The sequence below is a fragment of the Streptomyces sp. NPDC088766 genome, from assembly GCF_044750845.1.
GTDB lineage: Bacteria > Actinomycetota > Actinomycetes > Streptomycetales > Streptomycetaceae > Streptomyces.
Genome location: NZ_JBIVKQ010000011.1, coordinates 208,910 through 228,513 on the forward strand (window position 1 = coordinate 208,910; position 19,604 = coordinate 228,513).

The 19,604-nt window shown below is 73.4% G+C and carries 19 protein-coding genes and 2 pseudogenes; 12 read left to right on the forward strand and 9 right to left on the reverse strand.

Going from position 1 to position 19,604, the window contains the following annotated elements; all coding sequences use genetic code 11:
* The first annotated feature begins 299 nt into the window (after positions 1-299).
* Complete coding sequence (locus tag ACIP5W_RS18015; protein ID WP_401473837.1) at positions 300-1,625, forward strand: lipase family protein; 1,326 nt, start codon at positions 300-302, stop codon at positions 1,623-1,625.
* Between the two features lie 111 nt (positions 1,626-1,736).
* Here the strand turns inward: ACIP5W_RS18015 and ACIP5W_RS18020 are convergent, their stop codons facing one another.
* The 6 genes from ACIP5W_RS18020 to ACIP5W_RS18045 all read right to left on the reverse strand — a co-directional run bounded on the left by ACIP5W_RS18020 (position 1,737) and on the right by ACIP5W_RS18045 (position 9,298).
* A complete protein-coding gene (locus ACIP5W_RS18020) occupies positions 1,737-3,098 on the reverse strand; it encodes a DUF1254 domain-containing protein (RefSeq protein WP_401473840.1) in 1,362 nt (453 codons plus the stop codon).
* A gap of 360 nt (positions 3,099-3,458) precedes the next feature.
* The gene (locus ACIP5W_RS18025; protein ID WP_401473843.1) at positions 3,459-3,908 is read right to left on the reverse strand and encodes an ATP-binding protein; all 450 of its coding nucleotides are present in this window, start codon (positions 3,906-3,908) and stop codon (positions 3,459-3,461) included.
* A gap of 211 nt (positions 3,909-4,119) precedes the next feature.
* Positions 4,120-4,977, reverse strand: coding sequence for a chitosanase (locus ACIP5W_RS18030; protein WP_401473846.1), 858 nt, complete (start codon positions 4,975-4,977; stop codon positions 4,120-4,122).
* 165 nt (positions 4,978-5,142) lie between these two features.
* Positions 5,143-5,415, reverse strand: a complete 273-nt coding sequence (locus tag ACIP5W_RS18035) for a hypothetical protein (protein WP_401473849.1) — start codon at positions 5,413-5,415, stop codon at positions 5,143-5,145.
* Positions 5,416-5,521: 106 nt separating this feature from the next.
* Complete coding sequence (locus ACIP5W_RS18040) at positions 5,522-6,814, reverse strand: cation:proton antiporter (RefSeq protein ID WP_401473852.1); 1,293 nt, start codon at positions 6,812-6,814, stop codon at positions 5,522-5,524.
* A 213-nt stretch (positions 6,815-7,027) separates the two neighbouring features.
* Positions 7,028-9,298 (reverse strand): M4 family metallopeptidase, encoded by a 2,271-nt coding sequence (locus ACIP5W_RS18045; protein ID WP_401473855.1) that lies wholly within the window; start codon positions 9,296-9,298, stop codon positions 7,028-7,030.
* Positions 9,299-9,764: 466 nt separating this feature from the next.
* Here ACIP5W_RS18045 and ACIP5W_RS18050 point away from each other — a divergent pair, with 466 nt between their 5' ends.
* Positions 9,765-10,235 (forward strand): hypothetical protein, encoded by a 471-nt coding sequence (locus tag ACIP5W_RS18050; protein ID WP_401473858.1) that lies wholly within the window; start codon positions 9,765-9,767, stop codon positions 10,233-10,235.
* A 73-nt stretch (positions 10,236-10,308) separates the two neighbouring features.
* On the opposite strand, the gene ACIP5W_RS18055 is transcribed toward ACIP5W_RS18050, so the two are convergent.
* A complete protein-coding gene (locus ACIP5W_RS18055) occupies positions 10,309-10,590 on the reverse strand; it encodes a hypothetical protein (RefSeq protein ID WP_401473861.1) in 282 nt (93 codons plus the stop codon).
* A 138-nt stretch (positions 10,591-10,728) separates the two neighbouring features.
* On the reverse strand, positions 10,729-11,181 hold the full coding sequence (locus ACIP5W_RS18060) for a flavodoxin family protein (protein ID WP_401473864.1): 453 nt from the start codon (positions 11,179-11,181) through the stop codon (positions 10,729-10,731).
* A gap of 343 nt (positions 11,182-11,524) precedes the next feature.
* Between ACIP5W_RS18060 and ACIP5W_RS18065 the strand changes: the two genes are divergently transcribed.
* A complete protein-coding gene (locus tag ACIP5W_RS18065) occupies positions 11,525-11,899 on the forward strand; it encodes a hypothetical protein (protein ID WP_363089670.1) in 375 nt (124 codons plus the stop codon).
* Positions 11,900-12,057: 158 nt separating this feature from the next.
* On the forward strand, positions 12,058-12,462 hold the full coding sequence (locus ACIP5W_RS18070; protein WP_401473973.1) for an ArsR/SmtB family transcription factor: 405 nt from the start codon (positions 12,058-12,060) through the stop codon (positions 12,460-12,462).
* Between the two features lie 98 nt (positions 12,463-12,560).
* On the opposite strand, the pseudogene ACIP5W_RS18075 reads toward ACIP5W_RS18070, so the two are convergent.
* Positions 12,561-12,781, reverse strand: a pseudogene (locus ACIP5W_RS18075) (hypothetical protein).
* A gap of 174 nt (positions 12,782-12,955) precedes the next feature.
* Here ACIP5W_RS18075 and ACIP5W_RS18080 point away from each other — a divergent pair.
* From ACIP5W_RS18080 to ACIP5W_RS18115, 8 genes and pseudogenes are all read left to right on the forward strand, one after another.
* Positions 12,956-13,423, forward strand: a complete 468-nt coding sequence (locus ACIP5W_RS18080; RefSeq protein WP_401473867.1) for a hypothetical protein — start codon at positions 12,956-12,958, stop codon at positions 13,421-13,423.
* Between the two features lie 326 nt (positions 13,424-13,749).
* Positions 13,750-13,968: pseudogene (locus ACIP5W_RS18085) on the forward strand (zinc-binding dehydrogenase); the annotation flags it as partial.
* A gap of 209 nt (positions 13,969-14,177) precedes the next feature.
* The gene (locus tag ACIP5W_RS18090) at positions 14,178-15,638 is read left to right on the forward strand and encodes an ATP-binding protein (protein WP_401473870.1); all 1,461 of its coding nucleotides are present in this window, start codon (positions 14,178-14,180) and stop codon (positions 15,636-15,638) included.
* Positions 15,635-16,057 (forward strand): roadblock/LC7 domain-containing protein, encoded by a 423-nt coding sequence (locus tag ACIP5W_RS18095; protein ID WP_366061997.1) that lies wholly within the window; start codon positions 15,635-15,637, stop codon positions 16,055-16,057. The genes ACIP5W_RS18090 and ACIP5W_RS18095 overlap by 4 nt, the downstream gene beginning before the upstream one ends.
* Positions 16,054-16,416 (forward strand): DUF742 domain-containing protein, encoded by a 363-nt coding sequence (locus tag ACIP5W_RS18100; RefSeq protein WP_401473873.1) that lies wholly within the window; start codon positions 16,054-16,056, stop codon positions 16,414-16,416. The genes ACIP5W_RS18095 and ACIP5W_RS18100 overlap by 4 nt, the downstream gene beginning before the upstream one ends.
* A complete protein-coding gene (locus tag ACIP5W_RS18105; protein WP_401473876.1) occupies positions 16,388-17,005 on the forward strand; it encodes a GTP-binding protein in 618 nt (205 codons plus the stop codon). The genes ACIP5W_RS18100 and ACIP5W_RS18105 overlap by 29 nt, the downstream gene beginning before the upstream one ends.
* Positions 17,002-18,240, forward strand: a complete 1,239-nt coding sequence (locus ACIP5W_RS18110; protein ID WP_401473877.1) for a cytochrome P450 — start codon at positions 17,002-17,004, stop codon at positions 18,238-18,240. Before ACIP5W_RS18105 ends, ACIP5W_RS18110 begins: the two co-directional genes overlap by 4 nt.
* The gene (locus ACIP5W_RS18115; RefSeq protein WP_401473880.1) at positions 18,237-19,460 is read left to right on the forward strand and encodes a cytochrome P450; all 1,224 of its coding nucleotides are present in this window, start codon (positions 18,237-18,239) and stop codon (positions 19,458-19,460) included. The genes ACIP5W_RS18110 and ACIP5W_RS18115 overlap by 4 nt, the downstream gene beginning before the upstream one ends.
* The last annotated feature ends 144 nt before the right edge of the window (positions 19,461-19,604 follow it).

Consider the following 19,604-nt stretch of genomic DNA (forward strand, 5'->3'; position numbering starts at 1 on the left):
AGTCAATCACACCGGTGACCGGGGAAGTTGGGGGCGGCCGGCGGACCGTCACGAGCGCGACGGGGCGGTCCCGATCACCGGATCGCCATATTACTCAACCGTAACCCGTCGACCGCTACCCCGGGTAACCCTCGCGCCGTTACCTTCCTGACAGCTCGTCCAAGAGCGTTTTGCGTACGGCATGCGGCGGCGGTGGGACGACCGGCGCCGTGTGCCGGGCGGTCCGCCCTCACCGGACCGCGTGTCACCCGAGCCGCAGAGTCAGGCTCGGCCTCCCCGCTCCCCACCGGAGGTCTGCCATGCCCGCCCCCGCCCGTCTGCTCGCCGCGGCCGTCACGGCCGCCGCCTGCCTCGGCACGACAGCCGTTCCGGCCGCCGCCGCGTCACCGACCGAACCCGTGGTCTCCCGCGGTGTCACCATTCCCGCCTTCTACAACCCGCCCGCCTCGCTGCCGGCCGCCGACGGCGCGCTGATCCGCACCGAACGGCTCCCTCTCGCCCTGAGCCTGCCCGGCATCGACGGTCCGCTGCCCGGCCGGGCGACCCGCCTGATGTACCGGTCCACCGACTCGGCGGGCCGGCCGACGGCCGTCACCGGCGCCTACCTCGAACCGACGGCCGCCTGGAAGGGCACGGGACCACGGCCGCTGGTCGTCGTGGCGCCCGGCACCATGGGACAGGGCGACCAGTGCGCCGCGTCCCTCGGCCTGGAACGCCCGCTCGTGCTCAACGGGCGGACGGTGTCGGTCGGTTACGAGGACCTGGCCATCTACCGGCTGCTCGCCCGCGGGATCGCCGTCGTGGTCACCGACTACACCGGCCTCGGCACCACGGACCGGCTGCACACCTACGTCAACCGGGTCGACGAGGCCCACGCCGTGCTGGACGCCGCCCGCGCCGCCCGTTCCCTGGACGGGACCTCCCTCACGGACGGCTCACGGGTGGCGCTGTTCGGCTACAGCCAGGGCGGCGGGGCCACCGCGGCCGCCGCCGAACTCCAGCCCGCGTACGCCCCGGACGTCCCGCTCGCCGGCACCTACTCCGGAGCACCGCCCGCCGACCTGGTGGCCGTCACCGCGGCCATCGACGGCAGCGACCTCGCCGGGGCGCTCGGCTGGTCGGTCAACGGCTTCCTGGAGTCCGACCCGGAGTTGAGGCCGATCGCGGAAGCGCACCTCAACGCGGCCGGCAAGGCGGCCCTGAAGGATCTGTCCACCATGTGCGTGGGCGACGCCCTCCTCGCCTACAACTCGGCGCGCAGCAAGGCCTGGACCACCGACGGGCGCTCCCTGGGCGCCGTCATCGAGGAGGAGCCCGCCCTCGAGGCGTTCCTGGCCGATCAGCGCATCGGCAGGGTCAGGCCCGCGTCCCCGGTGCGGGTGGCGACCGGCACCGCCGACAACCTCGTACCGCACGGACAGGCCCGCGAGCTGGCCGTGGCGTGGTGCGCCAAGGGGGCGGACGTCACCTACAAGCCCGTCGTCCTGCTGCCGCTGGGCAACGCCCTGCTCAACCACTTCGCACCGCTGCTGGCCGACCAGGGCGACGCGATCTCCTGGCTGACCGACCGCCTCGACGGCCGGCCCGCCGGCTCCAACTGCGCCGCGCTGCCGTACAAGCCCTGAAGAACCCTCGCCGTCACGTTCGGTCGGGTGGGCCGCCGAAAAACGCGCTTCCCCGGCGGCGAGCGCCCCGGCGCCGCCGTGTCCCGGATCCCCGGGGCACGGCGGCGGGTGTCAGGAGACGCGGCGGACCGGCGGACACTGCCAGCGGGCGTCGACGGCGTCCGGACGCGGCAGGTACATGCGCAGCATGGTGAACCAGTCGCCCCGTTCCGGTGTGGGCAGCCAGTTGCCCTCCCGCTCCGGGCCCGGCGAGTCGGGCCGCAGGGAGACGGTCAGGCCGCCGTCGGGGTCGGTGACCAGTCCGGGGGTGCGGTCGCCGACGGAGTAGCGGCCGATCGGGTTGGCGATCAGGTTCCTGTCCGCGTCGTACGCGGTGAGGGACCAGAACGCGCCGACAGGAGGCAGTTGTCCCGGCTCGAAGCGGATCTCGTAGCGTCCGGTGGACAGTTTCCCGCCGTCGGCGTCCTCGAAGGCGACCAGGTATATCGCCTCCTCGAGGTCGTTGGCGGCGACACCGAACAGGGCCTGCTCGGCGGCTCGTTTGACGAAGTCGTCCCCGAAGTGGCCCATCTCCGACGGCGGATAACGCCACCCGTTGATCATTGTGGCCCAGTCGCCGCTGTGGAACTGCTCCTCGAGCATGGTCAGGCCCGCGGCGGCGGCGCGTGTCAGGCCCTCCTTGACCGGCTCGGGCTGCGCCTCGACGTCGAGGCCGGGACCCACACCTATGTCCGCGAACTGCCGGAGCAGAAGCTCATGGTGCGCCGGCGGCGGGTTCTCGGCCAGCATCGCGTTGAGGGTCTTCCACACCGCCAGCGGATCCCGCTCGGGATCGACGGGTTCCAGCACGTCCCGGCGCTCCGGCAGGTCGGCGTCCGCACGGCCGAACAGGTGGAGCGGGGTCAGCCGGTACTGGTCCTGCAGCGCGTGCACGGCGGGCAGGTCGTGCTCACCCTCGACGAGGGTACGGCCGATGACCATGATCCAGGGGCTGGGGGCGGTCGCCGTACGGCGCACCCCCTCGGGGAGGTCACCCTGCCATCCCGGACCGATGAGGGCGAAGGAACCGGCGTGCGGCCCGGTGACGCGCCGGCCGATGTAGTCGTAGTTGTCGGAGGTGATGGCGACCAGCTCGAAGGTGAAGTAGCGGTCGCCCATCTCCGGGTGCGAGAAGACGACCGGTTCCTCGCCCAGATCGACCCAGGCGACCGAGTAGAGCGTGTCGTTGTTGGGGGCACGGCCTTCCCGGTCGGAGGCGTCGAAGAGTTGGCGCCCGTGCCAGAAGTGGTTGACCGCCGAGTGCGGCGTCATGTCCGTGGCCGGCTCCTGCGTCATCCAGCCGTGCCGGAGCCGGGCGTTGTAGATGTAGGGGAAGCCGTAGACGAAGGCCTGTTCGCCCAGGGTGTAGGCGTACTCCTGGCGCCAGTCGTGATCCGGTCGCTGCGGGGGGCTCTTGGTGGTCGCGGTCGCCATGACCACGCTCCTTCCCTCTGGTCGGGTGGTCGGGCGGCACAGCGCCCCGACCACCCGCCGGCCGGGAGAACCGGCAATCGCTGCTGACGCGTTCCCGGCTCCCTGAGGGCCGACAGGCGGCATCATGCACCGTGCCTCGTCGGGTGACCCGGGGGTGCTCCGTTCGGGTGAGCCACCTTCTCGAGTAGATCACCGTGTCCGGGGCCCGGCAACCGCACACCACGCACCGCACACCACGGTCCGGTACCGGCTCGTGCCGGAGACACCGGACAGGCTCCCGGACGCGGTACCGACCGTCGGCGGAGCGACGTTCCGCGTCCCTCGGCGAGAAGAACACCACGGCCTCCGCCCGACCGCCGCCTACAGACCGTCGAGCAGCCCGAGCCGGGCGACGACCCGCTTGCCGACCGGCTCCGGTACGACGTCGACGTCCTCGGCCACGGCCATCACGATCTCCAGACCGTGCTGACCCACCCGCGTCGGATCCGCCCCGCGCGGCTTCGGCAGCGCCGGATCGCTGTCCCAGACCGCGATCTCCACGGCGGCCCTCACGATGCGCAGGTGCAGCAGGACCGGGCCGGGCGCGTGCCGCAGGGCGTTGGTGACCAGTTCGCTCACCACGAGCTGCGAGAGATCCATGGTGCGGGCCGAGACCGGCACCCCGTGCTCGCGCTGCGCACCCGCGAGGAAATCACCCGTCAACTGCCGCGCACCGGCGATGCAGCCGCTCTGCCCGTCGAGGGCCACCGTTGTCTCGACCCGGCTCCGCTCAGGACCCGGGAAACCCTCGTCGGGAGGGACAGGTTCCATGCGGACCGCCTTCATTACCCCGTTCATGACCGCGCGCATACCCCCGAATCCGACTCCTACGCCCCAGCCGCCCCACTCTTTCGCGGAGCGCCGGAACGGACCCGGTCCCGGCGTCCCGTGCCGTGCGCCGCGTCCGTGGCCGGCGCCACCGCCACGTCACGGTGACGCCGGCCGGCCCCGGTGCGCGCGGACCGGGACGGGCGGGCCGCGGTCAGTCGAGGTGGTAGCTGTCGCCGTACACCTTCCAGTCCAGGGGCGGTTGGAGGTCCAGGTTGCCCTTGCGCAGGAAGACGCGCTGGGCGGTGTCGACGCGGCTGGTGTCGCTGTGCGCCTCCTCCTGCTTCATGGCCCACACGCGTGCGTCGAGGAAGGCGTGGAGGTACGCCGTCTCGTCGCCGCCCTGGGCCGGGGTCCTCGCCTTGGCCAGCGCACGCCGGCGGATGCTGCCGAAGCCGGTGGCGTCGCCGCCGTCGCCGTGCATGACGATGGCGTCGTAGTAGGCGAACTGGCCCAGGACGCGCAGACCGTCGGCCTTGGCGCGGCGGACGGCCGGATCGAAGTAGACGCGGTCGCGTTCGTCGTTCTGCGCCTGCTGGAACGCCGTGTCCCGGGCCGCCGTGCGCCAGTCCCGCGGGTAGTCCGGGTCGAGGCCGTCGTGGGAGTCGGTGCCGTCGACCGCCCGCAGGGCGGGCAGGTACCCGGCGAGCACGTTGCCGGGTCTGCGGTCGGCGTACAGCTCGACGAGGTCGAGCATGTCGCCGGTGCCGGAGCAGAAGCCGATGATGCCGGCGGTGTAGCCGCGGCCGTCGCCGATGTCCTCGATGTACTGGTACTGGGCCTTCCAGTCGAGCGAGGAGTTCTCCGCGCTCGACACCAGCTTCATGGCGATCTCCTTCTTCGCCGGGTCGTCGAGCCCCGCCGCCGCGCGGAGTTCGGGGGCGGCGGACGCCGACGGCGAGACGAGGAGGGGGGCCGCCGTCACGGCGGCGAGGAGGGCGAGGACCGTGCGGCGGGAGGCGGCGGTCGTGGCGGCGGTCGGGCTCTGCGCGCCGGGGGATGTGTGCACCACAGTGACTCCGGTCGGGGAGTGGGGGGATGGAGGTGGATCTGCGCTGCAACTGACAGGAAGGTTTCCTATCAAGTCCGGCCGCAGGAGGTAACCCTCACGAAGGAAGGTTCGTGCGATCGGACAAACCCCGGCTCGCCGCCCTGCCGCCCCGTCGCCCCGTGAGCGTCAGGGGGCGCCGGGCGCGTCCCCGCGCCAGTCGAAGCGGCGGGTGTCCCCGGGCCGTTCCTTGTACAGGGCCCAGCCGCCGGGGCCGTAGCGGCCTATCTCGGTCGTCAGCGCCACCTCGTGCAGGTCGCTGTCCGGGCGGTCCGTGACGTCCAGGAGCAGCCCGTCCAGCGGACCGCCCACCAGCTCCGCGTACTCGCGGTCCGGGCGGGGTGCCGCATCCTCGTGGTCGGCGCCGTAGACCCGGCCCCGCATGAAGTCAGCCTCGTCCATGACCAGCAGCTTCGCACCCGTCACTGACAACGGCCCGTCGAGCCGCCGTCGGCCGGGCGAAAGGGGGTCGTCGCGGCCGAGGCCGAGGAGGCGGCCGGGTCGCCGGTCAGGCGTTCGTCGTCGGCCGCGGACACGGCCGTCCCTCGTCCCTGTCGGCGGCGTCGGCGTCGGCGTCGGCAGCAGCGGGGTCCGTGCCGTGCCGGGGCGGCGTGTCCCGCGCTTTTGGAGCGGGGGCGTACTTGCGGGGCAGCAGCCGCAGGAGGAGGGGAACGCGTCCGGCGGCGACCGGGCCGAGGACGGCCAGGACGAGGACGTATCCGGCGATGAAGGGGGCGAGGCGGTCGTCGAGGCCGGCGCCGGCGGCCATGGCGGCGAGGATCAGCGCGAACTCGCCGCGGGCCAGCAGGGTGGTGGCGATGTTGACGGCGGGTTCGGGTCCGTGGCCGTACAGGCGGGCGGCGATCAGGCCGGCCGCCACGTTCATGACGACGGTCAGCGTGACGGCGACGGCCACCGGCACGAGGACGACGGCGAAGTCGCCGGGGTCGATGGCCAGTCCGAAGGCGAAGAAGAAGATCGCCGCGAAGGCGTCCCTGAGGGGGTGCACCAGTCGGCGGATCCGGGGCGCGGAGGGGGTTCCGGCGAGGATGAGACCGACCATGAAGGCGCCGATGGCGTCGGCGACGCCCAGGAGTTCGGAGACCCCGGCCACCAGGACCGCGGCGCCGAGGAAGCTGATGACGAGGAGTTCGTCGTCGCGGACGTGGATCAGCCGGCCCACCAGCCGGGTCCCGTAACGGGCCGCGGCGGCCAGCGCCAGCAGGAACGCGAAGGCCCTGCCCACCTCCAGCAGTACCGCCACCACCCCGTGCGCACCGCCGATCACGGGCTGCAGGGCGGCGAGGTACAGCGCCAGGAAGATGTCCTCGACCACGATGACACCGAGGATCAGCCGGGTCTCCGGGCGTCCCAGCCGCCCCAGGTCGATGAGGATCTTGGTGACGATGGCGGAGGAGGAGATGCCCAGCACGCCCGCGAGGACGAGGGCCTCCCGCGCGCCCCAGCCGAGCGCGAACCCGAAGCCGAGGCCGGCACCGACGTTCAGCAGCAGATAGCTGCCGCCCGCGAGGGCCAGCCGCCGCCCGCCGTTCTTCAGGTCGTCGAGGTGGAACTCGAGTCCGAGGTAGAACAGCAGCAGGACCAGGCCGAGCGCCGAGAGCATCTCGAAGTCGTGCGCGTCCTCGACGATCACCAGTCCGGGGGTGTGCGGTCCGAGGAGGATGCCGGCGAGGGTGAAGAGGGGGATGGTCGGCAGGCCGATCCGGTTGCCCAGGCGGGCGAGGAAGGCCGCGGCGAGGAAGGCGCCGCCGAGGGCGAGCAGCGTGTCAGCGTGTCCCATGCGTCACCTCCCTGCGCCGGAAGGGAGTCGGGTCGGTCGCGCGTGACGGGGATGGATGGGCGGTCCTCCTCGGGGTCCTCGGGTGCGCCCGTGCGGCGCCCCCGGTCTTCCCACCGTCACACGCGGCCGGTGCCGCGGACCATCGGGTCCGACACCCATTTCCGCCCGGCCGGGCTCCGGACCCGGTGGGGTGCGGAGCCCGGCCGGCTCACGTCAGGGGGTGAGCTGCCAGCCCCGGATGTAGCCGACGTCGATCGCCGCGAGGTCCCGCACGCGCAGCTTCCACGTGCCGTCCACGGACTGGGCGGAGGCGTCGACGACGAAGGTCTGGTCGACGTTGTCGGCGGCGCCGCCGCTGCGGTTGAGCAGCCGGTACACGGTGCCGTCGGGGCCGACCAGATCCACCGTCAGGTCACCGCGGTAGGTGTGGACGATGTCGACGTGCACCTCGGTGGCCGGGGAGGCGTTGCCGTCGCGGCCGCCGATGGTGATCGGGGACTCCACGGCGGCACCCGCGTCGGGGATGTCGACGCGGGTGGTGGCGGCGTACACGTGGGCCACCCGCCAGTCGAAGTCCACGGTGACAAAGGCTCCGGTGCCGTCGGTGACGGTCACGGTGACCGGGGCGGTGCCGGTGGTGGTCGGCACGCCGGAGATCAGTCCGGTGTCGCCGATGGTCAGGCCGTCGGGGAGTCCGGTGGCCGTGTAGGTGAGGGCGGAGCCGGCGTTGGTGGTGTAGGCGTCCACCTGGAGGGAGACCGCCTGGCCGACGCCGCTGGTCTGGTCGGCGATCGGGGCGACGTTGACGCCGAGGGCGATGCGGTTGCCGACGTTGACGGCGGCCCAGGCGTCGGCGACGGCGAGGTGGGTGGGGCTGTAGGCGCCGAAGAGGTCGGCGGCGGCCTGGAGGGTGGCGGTGCGGGCACCGGCGTAGTCGGTGGAGGAGGTCATGTACGTGGTCAGCGCGCGGTACCAGACGGCGGCGGCGTTGCCGATGCCGATGCCGGTGACGGCCTGTCCGTCGTAGGTGGGACTGTCGTAGGCGACGCCGTTGACGGTCTTGGCTCCGCTGCCCTCGGAGAGGAGGTAGAAGAAGTGGTTCGCGGGCCCCGAGGAGTAGTGGACGTCGACGCTGCCGAGGGTGGAGCTCCAGTAGTCGCGGGAGGAGCCGTCCTTGGAGGGCCTGTCCATGTGGCGCAGCGGGGTGCCGTCGCCGTTGATGTCGATCTTCTCGCCGACCAGGTAGTCGGGGACGTCGGCGGCGAGGCCGGCGTGGAACTCGACCGCGGCGGCGAAGATGTCGGAGGTCGCCTCGTTGAGGCCGCCGGACTCGCCCGAGTAGGTCAGGTCGGCGGTGGCGCTGGTGACGCCGTGGCTCATCTCGTGGGCGGCCACGTCGAGCGAGGTCAGCGGGTGGGTGTTGCCGGAGCCGTCGCCGTAGGTCATGCAGAAGCAGCTGTCCTGCCAGAAGGCGTTGACGTAGTTGTTGCCGTAGTGGGCACGGCTGTAGGCGGCGACGCCGTCGTTGCGGATGCCGTTGCGGCCGTGCACGTCCTTGTAGTAGTCCCAGGTGGCGGCGGCGCCGAAGGCCACGTCGACGCCCGCGGTCTGGCGGTCGGCGGGAGTGCCGTCGCCCCAGACATCGTTGTCGTCCGTGAAGAGGGTGCCGGTGCCGGAGGTGCCCTGGTTCAGGTCGTACGTGCGCTGCCCCGCGCGGTCGCCGTCGAGCAGCTGGTACGTCGACCCGGACAGGGTGCTGCCGACGGTGACCGCGCCGTTGTACTGGCCGTTGCCGCTGCCGGTGTGCACCTGCTCGAAGACCTGGATCTCCTTGCCGGAGGCCGCGTCGGTGACGACGTGGAGTTCGCTGGGCGTGCCGTCCTTCTGGACGCCCTCGACGACCGACTCCCAGGCGAGGACGGCCCTGCCCTCGCCGGCCAGGACGACCAGGCGCGGGGCGCCCTCGGCCGCGGAACGCGCGATGCCGGCCTCGCGCGCGGCCGCCAGGGCCTTGCCGCCGGCCTTCGCGGCGGACAGCTTCGGGGTGAGCGACGGCACCGCGAGGGTGGCCCCGCTCGCCCGGGAGACGGTGGTGCGGCCGCTCCCGAGGTGGACGACCAGGTCGCCGCCGAGGACGGGCAGTCCGGCGTAGGTGCGTTCGTAGCGGGTGTGGGTGGTGCCGTCGACGTCCTGGACGACGTCCTTGACGAGGAGTTCCTCGCGGGTGCCGAGGCCGAGGCGCTGCGCGGTGGCGCCGGCCGCGGCCTGGGCGCTCCGCACGAGCGCGGCCCGCCGGGCGGGCGGGAGCGCGGCCGGCGCGGCGCCGGCCCGCGGGACGGCGGCGCGGGTGGTGGGCCCCGGGTCGGCGGGGGCCGCGGCGGCGGGGCCCGCGGGGGCGCCGAGGGCGAGCAGGGTGCCGACGGTGGTGAGGGCGAGGACTGCGGCGCGTCTGCGCCGGTGGGCAAAACGGGGTCGCCGGGACAACGGCTTCTCCTTCTGCGACGGTCGGCCCGTCGTGCGGGCCGAGGTGGGGGCGGACCGGCGGGGTGGGCACGGTCCGGAACGCGCGCACGGCAGGGCGGGTGCGGTCTGCGGGCGTCCGTCGGGTGACGAAGGGGTGGGGGGGGAGGTGGGGGTGACACCCTCGGAGGGCGTGAAGGAAAGGTGAACGTTCGGCAGCAGCGTGGCATCCACATCGCGCTTTTGTCATGCGAATGCCAAGACAACGGCTTGAATTCGTCTTGGTGGAAAGGGAGTTGAACATCCGGGTACTTCTTTTCAGCCGGATGCGGGGTGGGCGTCCGGTGCGTCACGGAACGCCGCCGACAGCGCCCGCGCCCTGCCGCTGGGCCGTTCGAGTGGTCCTGGTCGGCTCGTCGTCGTAGCGTCGGTGGAGAACCTCCACGGGGCGCGGGGAACAGCCCGGGCACCGAGACGGGCGGGAGCGGTCATGGGCGGACACAGGACGACGAGGACGGCGGCGCTGCTCTGCGCGGCACTGGGACTCACCGCGGCGGTCGGGACGGCCTCGGCCGCACCCGCCGCGTCACCACCCGCCGACCGGCCCGTCGCGCGCCCGAGCGCACCGCCCGTCCTGGTCGACTGCCTCTGGCACCCGCGGGTGCGGCCCCACGACTTCATCCTGGCCTGCGGCGACGGCAACAGCCGCCTGGCCTCGCTGAAGTGGGTCCGGTGGGACGCCAGGTCCGCGAAGGCCACGGGCATCAACGTCGTCAACGACTGCAAGCCCTACTGCGCGGCCGGCACCTTCCGCTCGTACCCGGTGGTCGTACGGCTGGACAAGGCGCAGCCCTGGAAGAAGGACCCCGGGACGGAGCGCTACGGCCGCATCACCCTGGAGTACCCGGACCAGCGGCCCGAGCAGTTCGCGAAGGTGACGACCTACCCGCTGTGGGACTGAGCGGGGTACCGCGCGGGGCGGCGGTCCTCGGGCGGACGATCAGATCGCGCCGGGCAGGTGGCGCGGCCGTGACCTAGGCCGTCGTCCGCGGCCCGGCGCGGCAGGACGCGCAGTGGCCGTCCCCGACCAGGGACAGGACCCTGCCGAGGTCCGCGACGCACGAGCAGAGGACGGCGACGCCTTCGTCGTCCGGTCCGCCGTGGAGTTCCCGCAGCACGGGGCCCGCGACGTCCGCGTCGGGCAGGACGAGGTCCGCTCCCGCCACGTCCGCACCGCGCAAGCCCGCGGGGAAGAGCACGCGCCCGCGCTCCTCCCACTGTCGGGGCAGGCCGCCGTCGCGGTGGTTTCCGCTCATGTCCGTGATCGTCTCCTTCGGGGCCGAGCGGGGCGGGGCCGGCCGGCACGGCGCGTGCAGCCGGTGCGGAAGAGGACGGGTGCCGGAGCGGCCGGGCCGGGGCCGGGGCCGGGGCCGGGGCCGGGGCCGGGGAGAACGTCACCCGATGAGGCCCGCGGCGGTGGTCGCGCCGAGTTCCCAGCACGCCTCCAGGTCCGCCTTGGCCGGTTCCCCGGTGGCGGTCACGGGTTCGGCGGCGCGCCGCCAGCCGAGGCCGGTCGTGATGGCCTCGATGCCGCGCACGGCGCCGGTGACGTCGTTGCCGCCGTGCACGTAGTAGGCGAAGGGGCGGCCGCGGGTGGCGTCGAGGCAGGGGTAGTACACCTGGTCGAAGAAGTGCTTGAGGGCGCCGGACATGTAGCCGAGGTTGGCCGGCGTGCCCAGCAGGTAGCCGTCGGCGGCCAGGACGTCGGAGGCGGTGGCGGCGAGGGCGGCCCGGCGGACGACGCGGACCCCCTCGATCTCCGGCGTCGTCGCGCCCTGGACGACCGCTTCGAACATCGCCTGGCAGTTCGGCGAGGGCGTGTGATGGACGATCAGCAAAGTGGCCACGGCATCGAACCCTGCCCGCTCGGACGGCCCGCCGCAAGCGGCGTCCGCGCCGGGCACCCCGTCGGTGCGACGGCCGCGGCACCGGCGGGATCCGAGCGGGGACCGCGCCCCCGCGCGGTCACCCCGCACCTGCCTCGACTCTTCTTCCCCGGAGAGCACTTGCCGCACGAGACGGTCACATTCCGCATCCCGCGCGATCAAACTGCGGCACGCATCCATACGTTCCGGCTCTCTCTGCGCCAGTCCCGGAAGGCGTCACCCTTCCGGGCGACCCCCTCCGTACGGTCGAAACACGAACGGGGCCGGAGGAGCCCGGTCCCGTGCAACCCGTAGGAGGACCGCCATGGCGAATGTGGAAATCTCCCTCAAGGAGACGATGACCTCGATCGAGGGGGCGCTGGGCGCCGCCGTCGTGGACTACACCAGCGGCATGGCCCTGGGCACCATGGGCGGCGGCAAGGACCTCGACCTGGCCGTCGCCGCCGCGGGCAACACCGACGTGATCCGGGCCAAGGTCCGCACGATGGAGCACCTCGGGCTGAAGGGCGAGATCGAGGACATCCTGATCACCCTCGGGAGCCAGTACCACCTCATCCGGCTGCTGAAGGGGCGGCAGGGCAGCGGACTGTTCATCTACCTCGTCCTGGACCGGGACCGCTCCAACCTCGCGATGGCCCGTCACCAGCTCAAGCGGATCGAGACGGACCTCGAGGTGTAGCCCACTGTGTGACCTACGGCTTCGCACGCCCATGAATTGAAAATTTCTTCATCTCGACACATCCACATCAGTGCATCACCGGGGCGTGCGAGGCCCGAAGTCGCCAGGATCGTGACGGACGCAGGACGCCGAGAGCGGCAGGGAGCGAGCGATTGACCATGCAGGTCCCCCTCTACCAGGCCAAGGCCGAGTTCTTCCGCATGCTGGGGCACCCGGTGCGGATCAGGGTCCTCGAACTGCTTCAGGGCGGGCCCGTCGCCGTGCGGGACCTGCTCAGCGAGATCGAGATCGAACCGTCCAGTCTCTCCCAGCAGTTGGCCGTACTGCGGCGGTCCGGGATCGTGGTGTCGATCCGGGAGGGCTCGACGGTCAGCTACGCGCTGGCCGGCGGCGACGTCGCCGAGCTGCTCCGCGCGGCCCGCCGGATCCTGACCGAACTGCTGGCCGGGCAGAACGAGTTGCTCGCCGAGCTGCGGCAGTCGGACCCGTCGGCGTCATCGGTACCGTCGGTACCGTCGGCGCGGCCGCTGCCCGTTCCGCAGGGCGGCTCGCGGCTGCCCTGACGGCGGGCGAGACCGGGCGGAACACCGCGCGCACACGCCACGGGCCCGGACGCCGTACGACCGAGGTCGCGTCGTCCGGGCCGGTGGGACTGCGCGGTTCAGCCGCTGCCCGGGCGGGCGCGCGGAAGGCCCCTGCCCGGGTCCGCGCCCTTGCTGCTGTCGCCCGGGCCTTGCGGAACGGTGCGGCGGCCTCGGTGTCCTTCTCGCGTTCGGCGTCCTGGATGCAGGTCTGCAGCCGCAGCGCGTTGTCCAGGCACGCCTCGACGTACCGGATGCCGGGCACCCCCGTCCCGGTCCGCTCACACCGCCGGCCGAACAGCCATGCGGGCGTCGAACGAACCAGACCCAAACGCCACTGCCCGCCACCCCTTCCACCACGGAGGAACATCTACCAGCATGCATATGCCGAGTCGGCGTGCGGTCGACGGCAGGGCCCCGGCGCCGGTGGCGTCCTCGCGCGCCGGTTCCGGGCGGACTCGGACGGAGCCGGACGATGAGTTATGTGATGTGGGCGCGCGGCGTGGAGTGGCTGGCCGCCGCCTCGACGGACCCGCGGAACTGCAAGCGGGAGTGGGACCAGGGCCACGGCGTCACCCTGCTGGAGGCGGGTCGTTACTGGGACGTGCTGAGCGTGCCCGACGGCCTGGGCCTGCTCACCCTGGACCTGCTGTGGCAGCCGGCGCTGCCCGTACCGGGACCGACCCTCGTGGACACCGCGGCCCACCGGGTCGGCTTCTTCCTGCCGCCGGATCCGGCGAGCCGCTGGGTCGGCGAGGGGCTGCGGCAGGCGGGCCGGGGCTCCTGGGTCGCGGTGCCCCCGCCGTACCGTGCGGCCCGGTTCCTGGAGTGGCTGATCCCGCCGGACGGATCGGGCGCGCTGCACTCCCCCGGCACCCTGGAACTCGCGCTGCGGCAGGCCAACGGCACCATGTCCGTTCTCACTCCGCCGCGCGGCGCGTAGCGCGTCACGGGCCCGAAAGCGTGCTCCCGTCGGGCCGGGCCCGTGGCCGGAGCCCGGCGAAGGACACCCGCCGCACGTCGGGGCGGGCGGGCACGGTCCGGCCGCCGGCGCGCCACTCCTCGACGAGACGGGCGTGGACCGGCACGCGGCAGGAGGGTGGCACCGCGGGGCGGGCGTGGAGGAGGCCGGACGCGCAGTCCCCGGCGGGCGGCCGCGGCCGCGGGGAGGGTCGGCCGGAAGGCCGGTCCGTGCCGGGGCGACGCGGAGCCCGCGCCGGTGGTACGCGCCCACTCCCGCGCTCACCGGGGAGGGTGAACACCACGCCCGAGGTGTCGGTGCACGCGCCGTACTGGGGCAGCCGCAGCGAGCTGGCGGAGGTGCTCGCACTGGCCCGTTCGGGAGCGGTGTCGGTGCACACCGAGACGTTCTCCCTCGACGAGGCGCCGCTGGCGTACGAGCGGCTGCACGCCGGACGGATCGAGGGTCGCGCGGTGATCGTACCGAACGGCCGACCGGGCACAGAGCGGCACCCGGCCACTCCGTGACGGGATCAACTCGCTTTCCGGGAAAGACAATTGTGACAGTCGACGCAGAAGCGAACAGATGGCGGGCGCTTTCGGCGCGGAGTCTCGCTCAACCGTGCGAGATCGAACGATGACGGTGTGTACTGTGCTGCGGGTGCCCGGTCCGCGTCTTCCGGGTTCACCCCTGCCCGCCCTTCCCCGGAACGCCGACCCTCCCTGGAACCGAATCGATGATCGAACTACCGGACCTGGTGGCCGGCGGCCTCGCCGCCGGCACACTGTCCGCGCTCGCCCTCGGCGGCGGGCTGCTGCGGTTGCGACGGCAACAGACCCGGCAGCGGGCGGAGATCGCCGCCCTGCGCACCCAACTCGACGGATCCCTCAAGGCGTTCACCGCCGAGGTCGAGCATCTCGCGTCCCGCCGGGTGCCCGCCGCCGCCCAGCAGGTGGCGCATCCGCACCTGGCGGTGCCCGGCCCGCTCCAGCCGCTGACGGCCGGCACCCCGTTCGGCATCGCCCTGGAGAACGTGCTCCTGGCCCTCCAGTCCGAGGTGGCCTCCCAGCGCACCCGGGTCGACGCGGCCGCGCAGGCCGGGATGCGCGGCGCCACCCGGGAGATCCAGGCCGCCCTGTACCGGCTCCAGGACGCCCTGCGCCAACTTCAACAGCGTTACGACGAACCCGAGTTGGCACAGACCCTGTTCCAGCTCGACCACGAGAACGAGCAGTCGCTGCGGCGTGCCCAGGTAGCCGCGGTGGTGTGCGGGGCCTGGGTGGGGCTCGCCCGCGAGGAGTCGCACCTGGTGGACGCCGTCACCGGCGGCCAGGCGCGGCTCGCGGGCTACCGGCGGGTCGAGGTCCACAACCACCTGGAGCCCGGCACGGCCCTGGTCTCGCACGCCGTGGAGCCCGTCGCCGTCATCGTCGCCGAACTCCTCGACAACGCCCTGCGGCACTCCGCGCCCGACACCGAAGTGGTGGTGAGCCTGGAGCACGTCCACCACGGGGTGTGCGTCACCATCGACGACGCGGGCCTGGGCATGACCCGCGACGAACGCGACCGCGCCCAGCGGCTGGTGGCGGGTGACACCCCCATCCTCCTGACCGACCTGGGCGACCCGCCGCGCATGGGCCTGGCCGCGATCGGCCGTCTCACCCGCCAGTTCGACCTGGCCGTCGACGTCTCGTCGGCCTCCCCCTACGGCGGGGTGCGCGCGGTCCTGCGGGTCGACAGCCACCTGCTGAGCCGCCTCGACCCGGCCGACCGGCCCCCGGCCCCGAGCGCGCCGCGCACCACCCGCAGGTCCGTCCCCGCCGCCCCGGCCCCGGCCCCGGCCCCGGCCCACGCCTACGGTACGGAGGACGCCGTACCGGACGCCCCCGGGCACCGCACACCCACGGACGAGGACGGGCTGCCGCAGCGGCGCCGGCGTCCCCGCCCCGCCGTCGCGGCCACCGCGACCGGGCCGTCGACGGCGCCCGGGCCGGCGCGGCCGCCCCGGCGGCCGGAGGAGGCCGCGGCGGCGCTCGGCGCACTCCAGACGGGCACCGCGGCGGCGCGGGCAGGAGCCGCCCCCGCGGGCGCCGCCCGGCCTGCCGCCCACGACACCGACCAGACCGACCAGATCAGTCACACCGACCACACCGGCCACACCGGCCACACCGACGACGAAGGGGGCGCGGCCCGATGACCAGCCGCAACACGGGCGACACGGCATGGGTGCTGGAACCGATCCTCCAGGTGCCGCACGTGGTGGCCGCCGTCATGCTGACCCGCGACGGGCTCGTGACGGGGTACACCGACGCGCTGTCGCAGCCGTCGGCGGAGCGGGTGGCCGCGATCACCAGCACCGTGCAGGGGGCGTGCCGGACGGCTGCGGCGGCCTTCGCCGACCGGGAGAAGGCCGAGGTGCGCCAGGTCGTCATCGAGTCCGACCACGGCTACGTGCTGATCGTGCCGACGGACCACGGCACCTGCGTCGCCGCGTACGGCGACGGCGAGGTGCGTCTGGACCTGCTGGCGCACCGGGTGCACTCGCAGGTGGCGCGACTGGGCGAGAAGGCCATGACGGCCGCGCCCCGGGGAGCCGACGACCGCACTCCGGCGTGACCGCTCGCCCGGCCGGTCGTCCTCTGGTTCCCGCGTACCTGTCGACCGGCGGGGTGGCCAGGCCCAGCCGCCCGCATCTGGAGCGGCTCTCGGTGCTCGCCCGCACCGGCGAGAACCCGCCGCCCGGGCTGCCCGCCGCCCAACTCGCCCTGCTGGAAGCCCTGGAGGACGGCTCGCTGGCGGTGGTGGAGGCGGCGGCGCTGCTCGGGCTGCCGGTCTCCGCGGTGCGGGTGCTGGCGGCCGGGCTCGCCGACCGGGACCTGATCCACACTCGCGCGCCGATTCCGCCCGCCGACCGCTTCGACCCCGACCTGCTGAAGAGAGTGGCCGATGGCCTCCGCGCCCTCAAGCACGCCTAGCGCCTCCGGCGCGGTCCACCAGCCCGACACCGCCCGCGACCTGGTGAAGATCCTGGTCGCCGGACCGTTCGGGGTGGGCAAGACGACCCTGATCGACTCGGTGTCCGAGATCCGCCCGCTGCACACCGAGGAACCCCTCAGCGAGGCGTCCGCGCAGGTGGACGACCTGGCCGGGATACGGGACAAGGCCACGACGACCGTCGCCATCGACTTCGGCCGGATCAGCCTGCCCGGCGGGGTGGTCCTCTACCTGTTCGGCACCCCGGGGCAGGAGCGGTTCCGGTCGCTGTGGGACGACATCGCCCACGGGGCGCTCGGCGCGCTCGTCCTGGTCGACAGCCGTCGGCTCGACGCGTCGTTCGACGTGCTGGGTCTGGTGGAGGAGAGCGGACTGCCGTACGCCGTCGCCTTCAACGCCTTCCCGGACGCGCCCCGGCACCACGGCGAGGAGCGGCTGCGGCGCGCCCTGGACCTGGAGCCGTCCACCCCCTTGGTGACCTGCGACGCCCGGGACGCGAACTCCTCCGTCGACGCGCTGCTCGCGCTGGTCGACCACCTCATCACCCGCGACCCGGCGGAGGCCCGGTGACCCCCTATCCCCCGGACCGGCACGACTTCTCGCGTTCGGCTCCCGTGCGGCTGTGGGAGGACGGCTTCGCGTCGGACCCGCAGCGCTACTACACCGCCCTGAGCGCCCAGGGGCCCATCGGGTGGGCGGAGTTGGCGCCCGGTGTGCCGGCGTACCTGGTCACGGACCGGCGGGCGGCGCTGGACGTGCTGCACGACGAGGAGACGTTCTCGCACGATCCGCGTGCCTGGGAGGGAACCGTCCCGGCGGACTCCCCGGTGCTCGGCATGATGCGGTGGCGGCCCAACGCCCTGTTCGCCGACGGCGCCGCGCACGCCCGCTACCGGACCACCCTCATCGACGTGTTCGACCTGGTGGAGCCGCACGACCTCAGGGCGCGGGTGCACCGTGCGGTGCGCCTGCTGGTGGACCGGATCGGGCCGCACGGCGAAGCCGATCTCGTCGCGGACTTCTCGCGGCCGCTGATGGCGCTGGTGTTCAACGACCTGTTCGGGCTGCCGGACAGTGCCGGCGACCGGCTCGACGCGGGTCTGGGCAAGATGATGGAGGGCGGCGCGCAGGCCGCCGAGGGCGAGGCGGAGTACGCCCGGTACGTCCTGGACCTGATCGCGGCCAAGACCGAGCGGCCCGGCGACGACCTGCCCAGCCGGCTCCTGGGCCATCCCGCCGGGCTCACCGGCGAGGAGGTCACCTGGCAGGTGTTCCTCACCCTCGGCGCCGGTTACGAGCCGACCGCGAACCTGCTGTCCAACACCCTGTCGCGGATCCTGGGCAACCCGCTCTACTACTCCACCCTCACCAGCGGCGCCCGCCCCGTCATGGACGCGGTGGTCGAGGTGCTGCACCACGAGACGCCCCTGGCCAACTACGGCATCTACTACGCGCGTCGGCCCGTCTCCTTCCACGGGGTGTGGCTGCGCGACGCCGTGCCGGTGGTGGTCTCGTACGGGGCGCTCGGCCTCTTCGCCGAGCGGAAGGCGGCCACGGACCGTCACCCCCACGACGCCTCGCACCTGTCGTGGGGCGCCGGAGCGCACGCCTGCCCGGTGAAACAGCACACGCTGCTGATCGTCACCGAGGCGATCGAGCGGCTCACCCAGTGGCTGCCCGACCTCGACCCGGTGCTGCCCCGCGAGCGGCTCTCCTGGCGGCCGGGGCCCTTCCACCGCTCCCTGACCGCGCTGCCCGTCCGCTTCAGCCCCCGCGCCACCGACCATCCGGGAGTCCCTTCGTGACCGTGACCGACCGCATCGCCCTCGACCCGTTCGGCTCCGACCTGCACGCGGAGAGCGCCCGGCTGCGCGCGCTCGGGCCGGTCGTGCCCGTCGAGCTGCCCGGCGGCATCCCCGCCTGGGCGCCCACGGGGTACGACACCCTCAAGGAGCTGATCCTCGACCCGCAGGTCAGCAAGGACCCGCGCCGGCACTGGCGGTTGTGGCCGGAACTGGGCGAACACCCCTCCTGGGGCTGGATCCTCGGCTGGGTCGGTGTGGTCAACATGCTCTCCACCTACGGCGCCGACCACGCCCGGCTGCGGCGCCTGGTCGCGCCGAGCTTCACGCACCGGCGCACCGAGTCGCTGCGGCAGCGGGTGGAGGCGATCACGGCGGAGCTGCTGGACACCCTCGACCGGGGCGGGGACACGGTCGACCTGAAGGCCGCGTTCGCCCATCCCCTGCCGATGCGGATCATCTGCGAACTGTTCGGCGTGCCCGACGACATGCGCGAGGACCACGTCCGGCTGGTCGCCTCGATCATGGACACCACCGATCCCACCCCGGAGCACGCCGCGCGCGTCCAGGAGCGGATCGGCTCGGTCCTCGGCGGCCTCATCGCGTACAAGAGCGAGCACCCCGGCGACGACATGACCACCGAGCTGATCCGGGTGCGCGACGAGGAGGGCGACCGGCTCAGCGGCGAGGAGCTGCTGTACACGCTGCTGCTGGTGATCGGCGCCGGGTTCGAGACGACCGTGAACCTCATCGGGAACGCCGTGGTGGCGCTGCTGGGCGCGCCCGAGCAGCTGGCGGCCGTGCGGCGCGGGGACATCGGCTGGGACGCGGTGGTCGACGAGACCCTGCGGCTGCACCCGTCGATCGCCACGCTGCCGCTGCGGTTCGCCGTCAGCGACCTGAAGGTGGGCGACGTGACGATCCCGGCCGGGGACGCCATCGTCACGACGTACGCGGCGGCGGGCGTGGACCCGGCGCACTACGGCGCGGACGCGGAGGTCTTCGACGCGGCGCGCCGGGCGGACGACCACCTGTCCTTCGGGATCGGCGTGCACCGGTGCATCGGCGCTCCGCTGGCCCGGATGGAGGCGCTCACCGCGCTGCCCGCCCTGTTCGAGCGGTTCCCCCGGCTGCGGCTGGACGCGGGCGCCGGGGAGCTGGAGCAGGTGGCGTCGTTCATCGCGAGCGGCTGGCGGGAGATCCCGGTGCGGCTGCGCGGCTGACCGCGCTCCCGCGGCGCCGGCATCGCGGGGGTGCGACCGGTCCCCCGTTCCGGTCGAACCCCCGCGGCACGTCGAACCTACGTGCCGGGCGTGCCGCCTGTGAATCGTGCCGGTGCCCGTTCTCGGGGCTCGAGGGCTCACCTG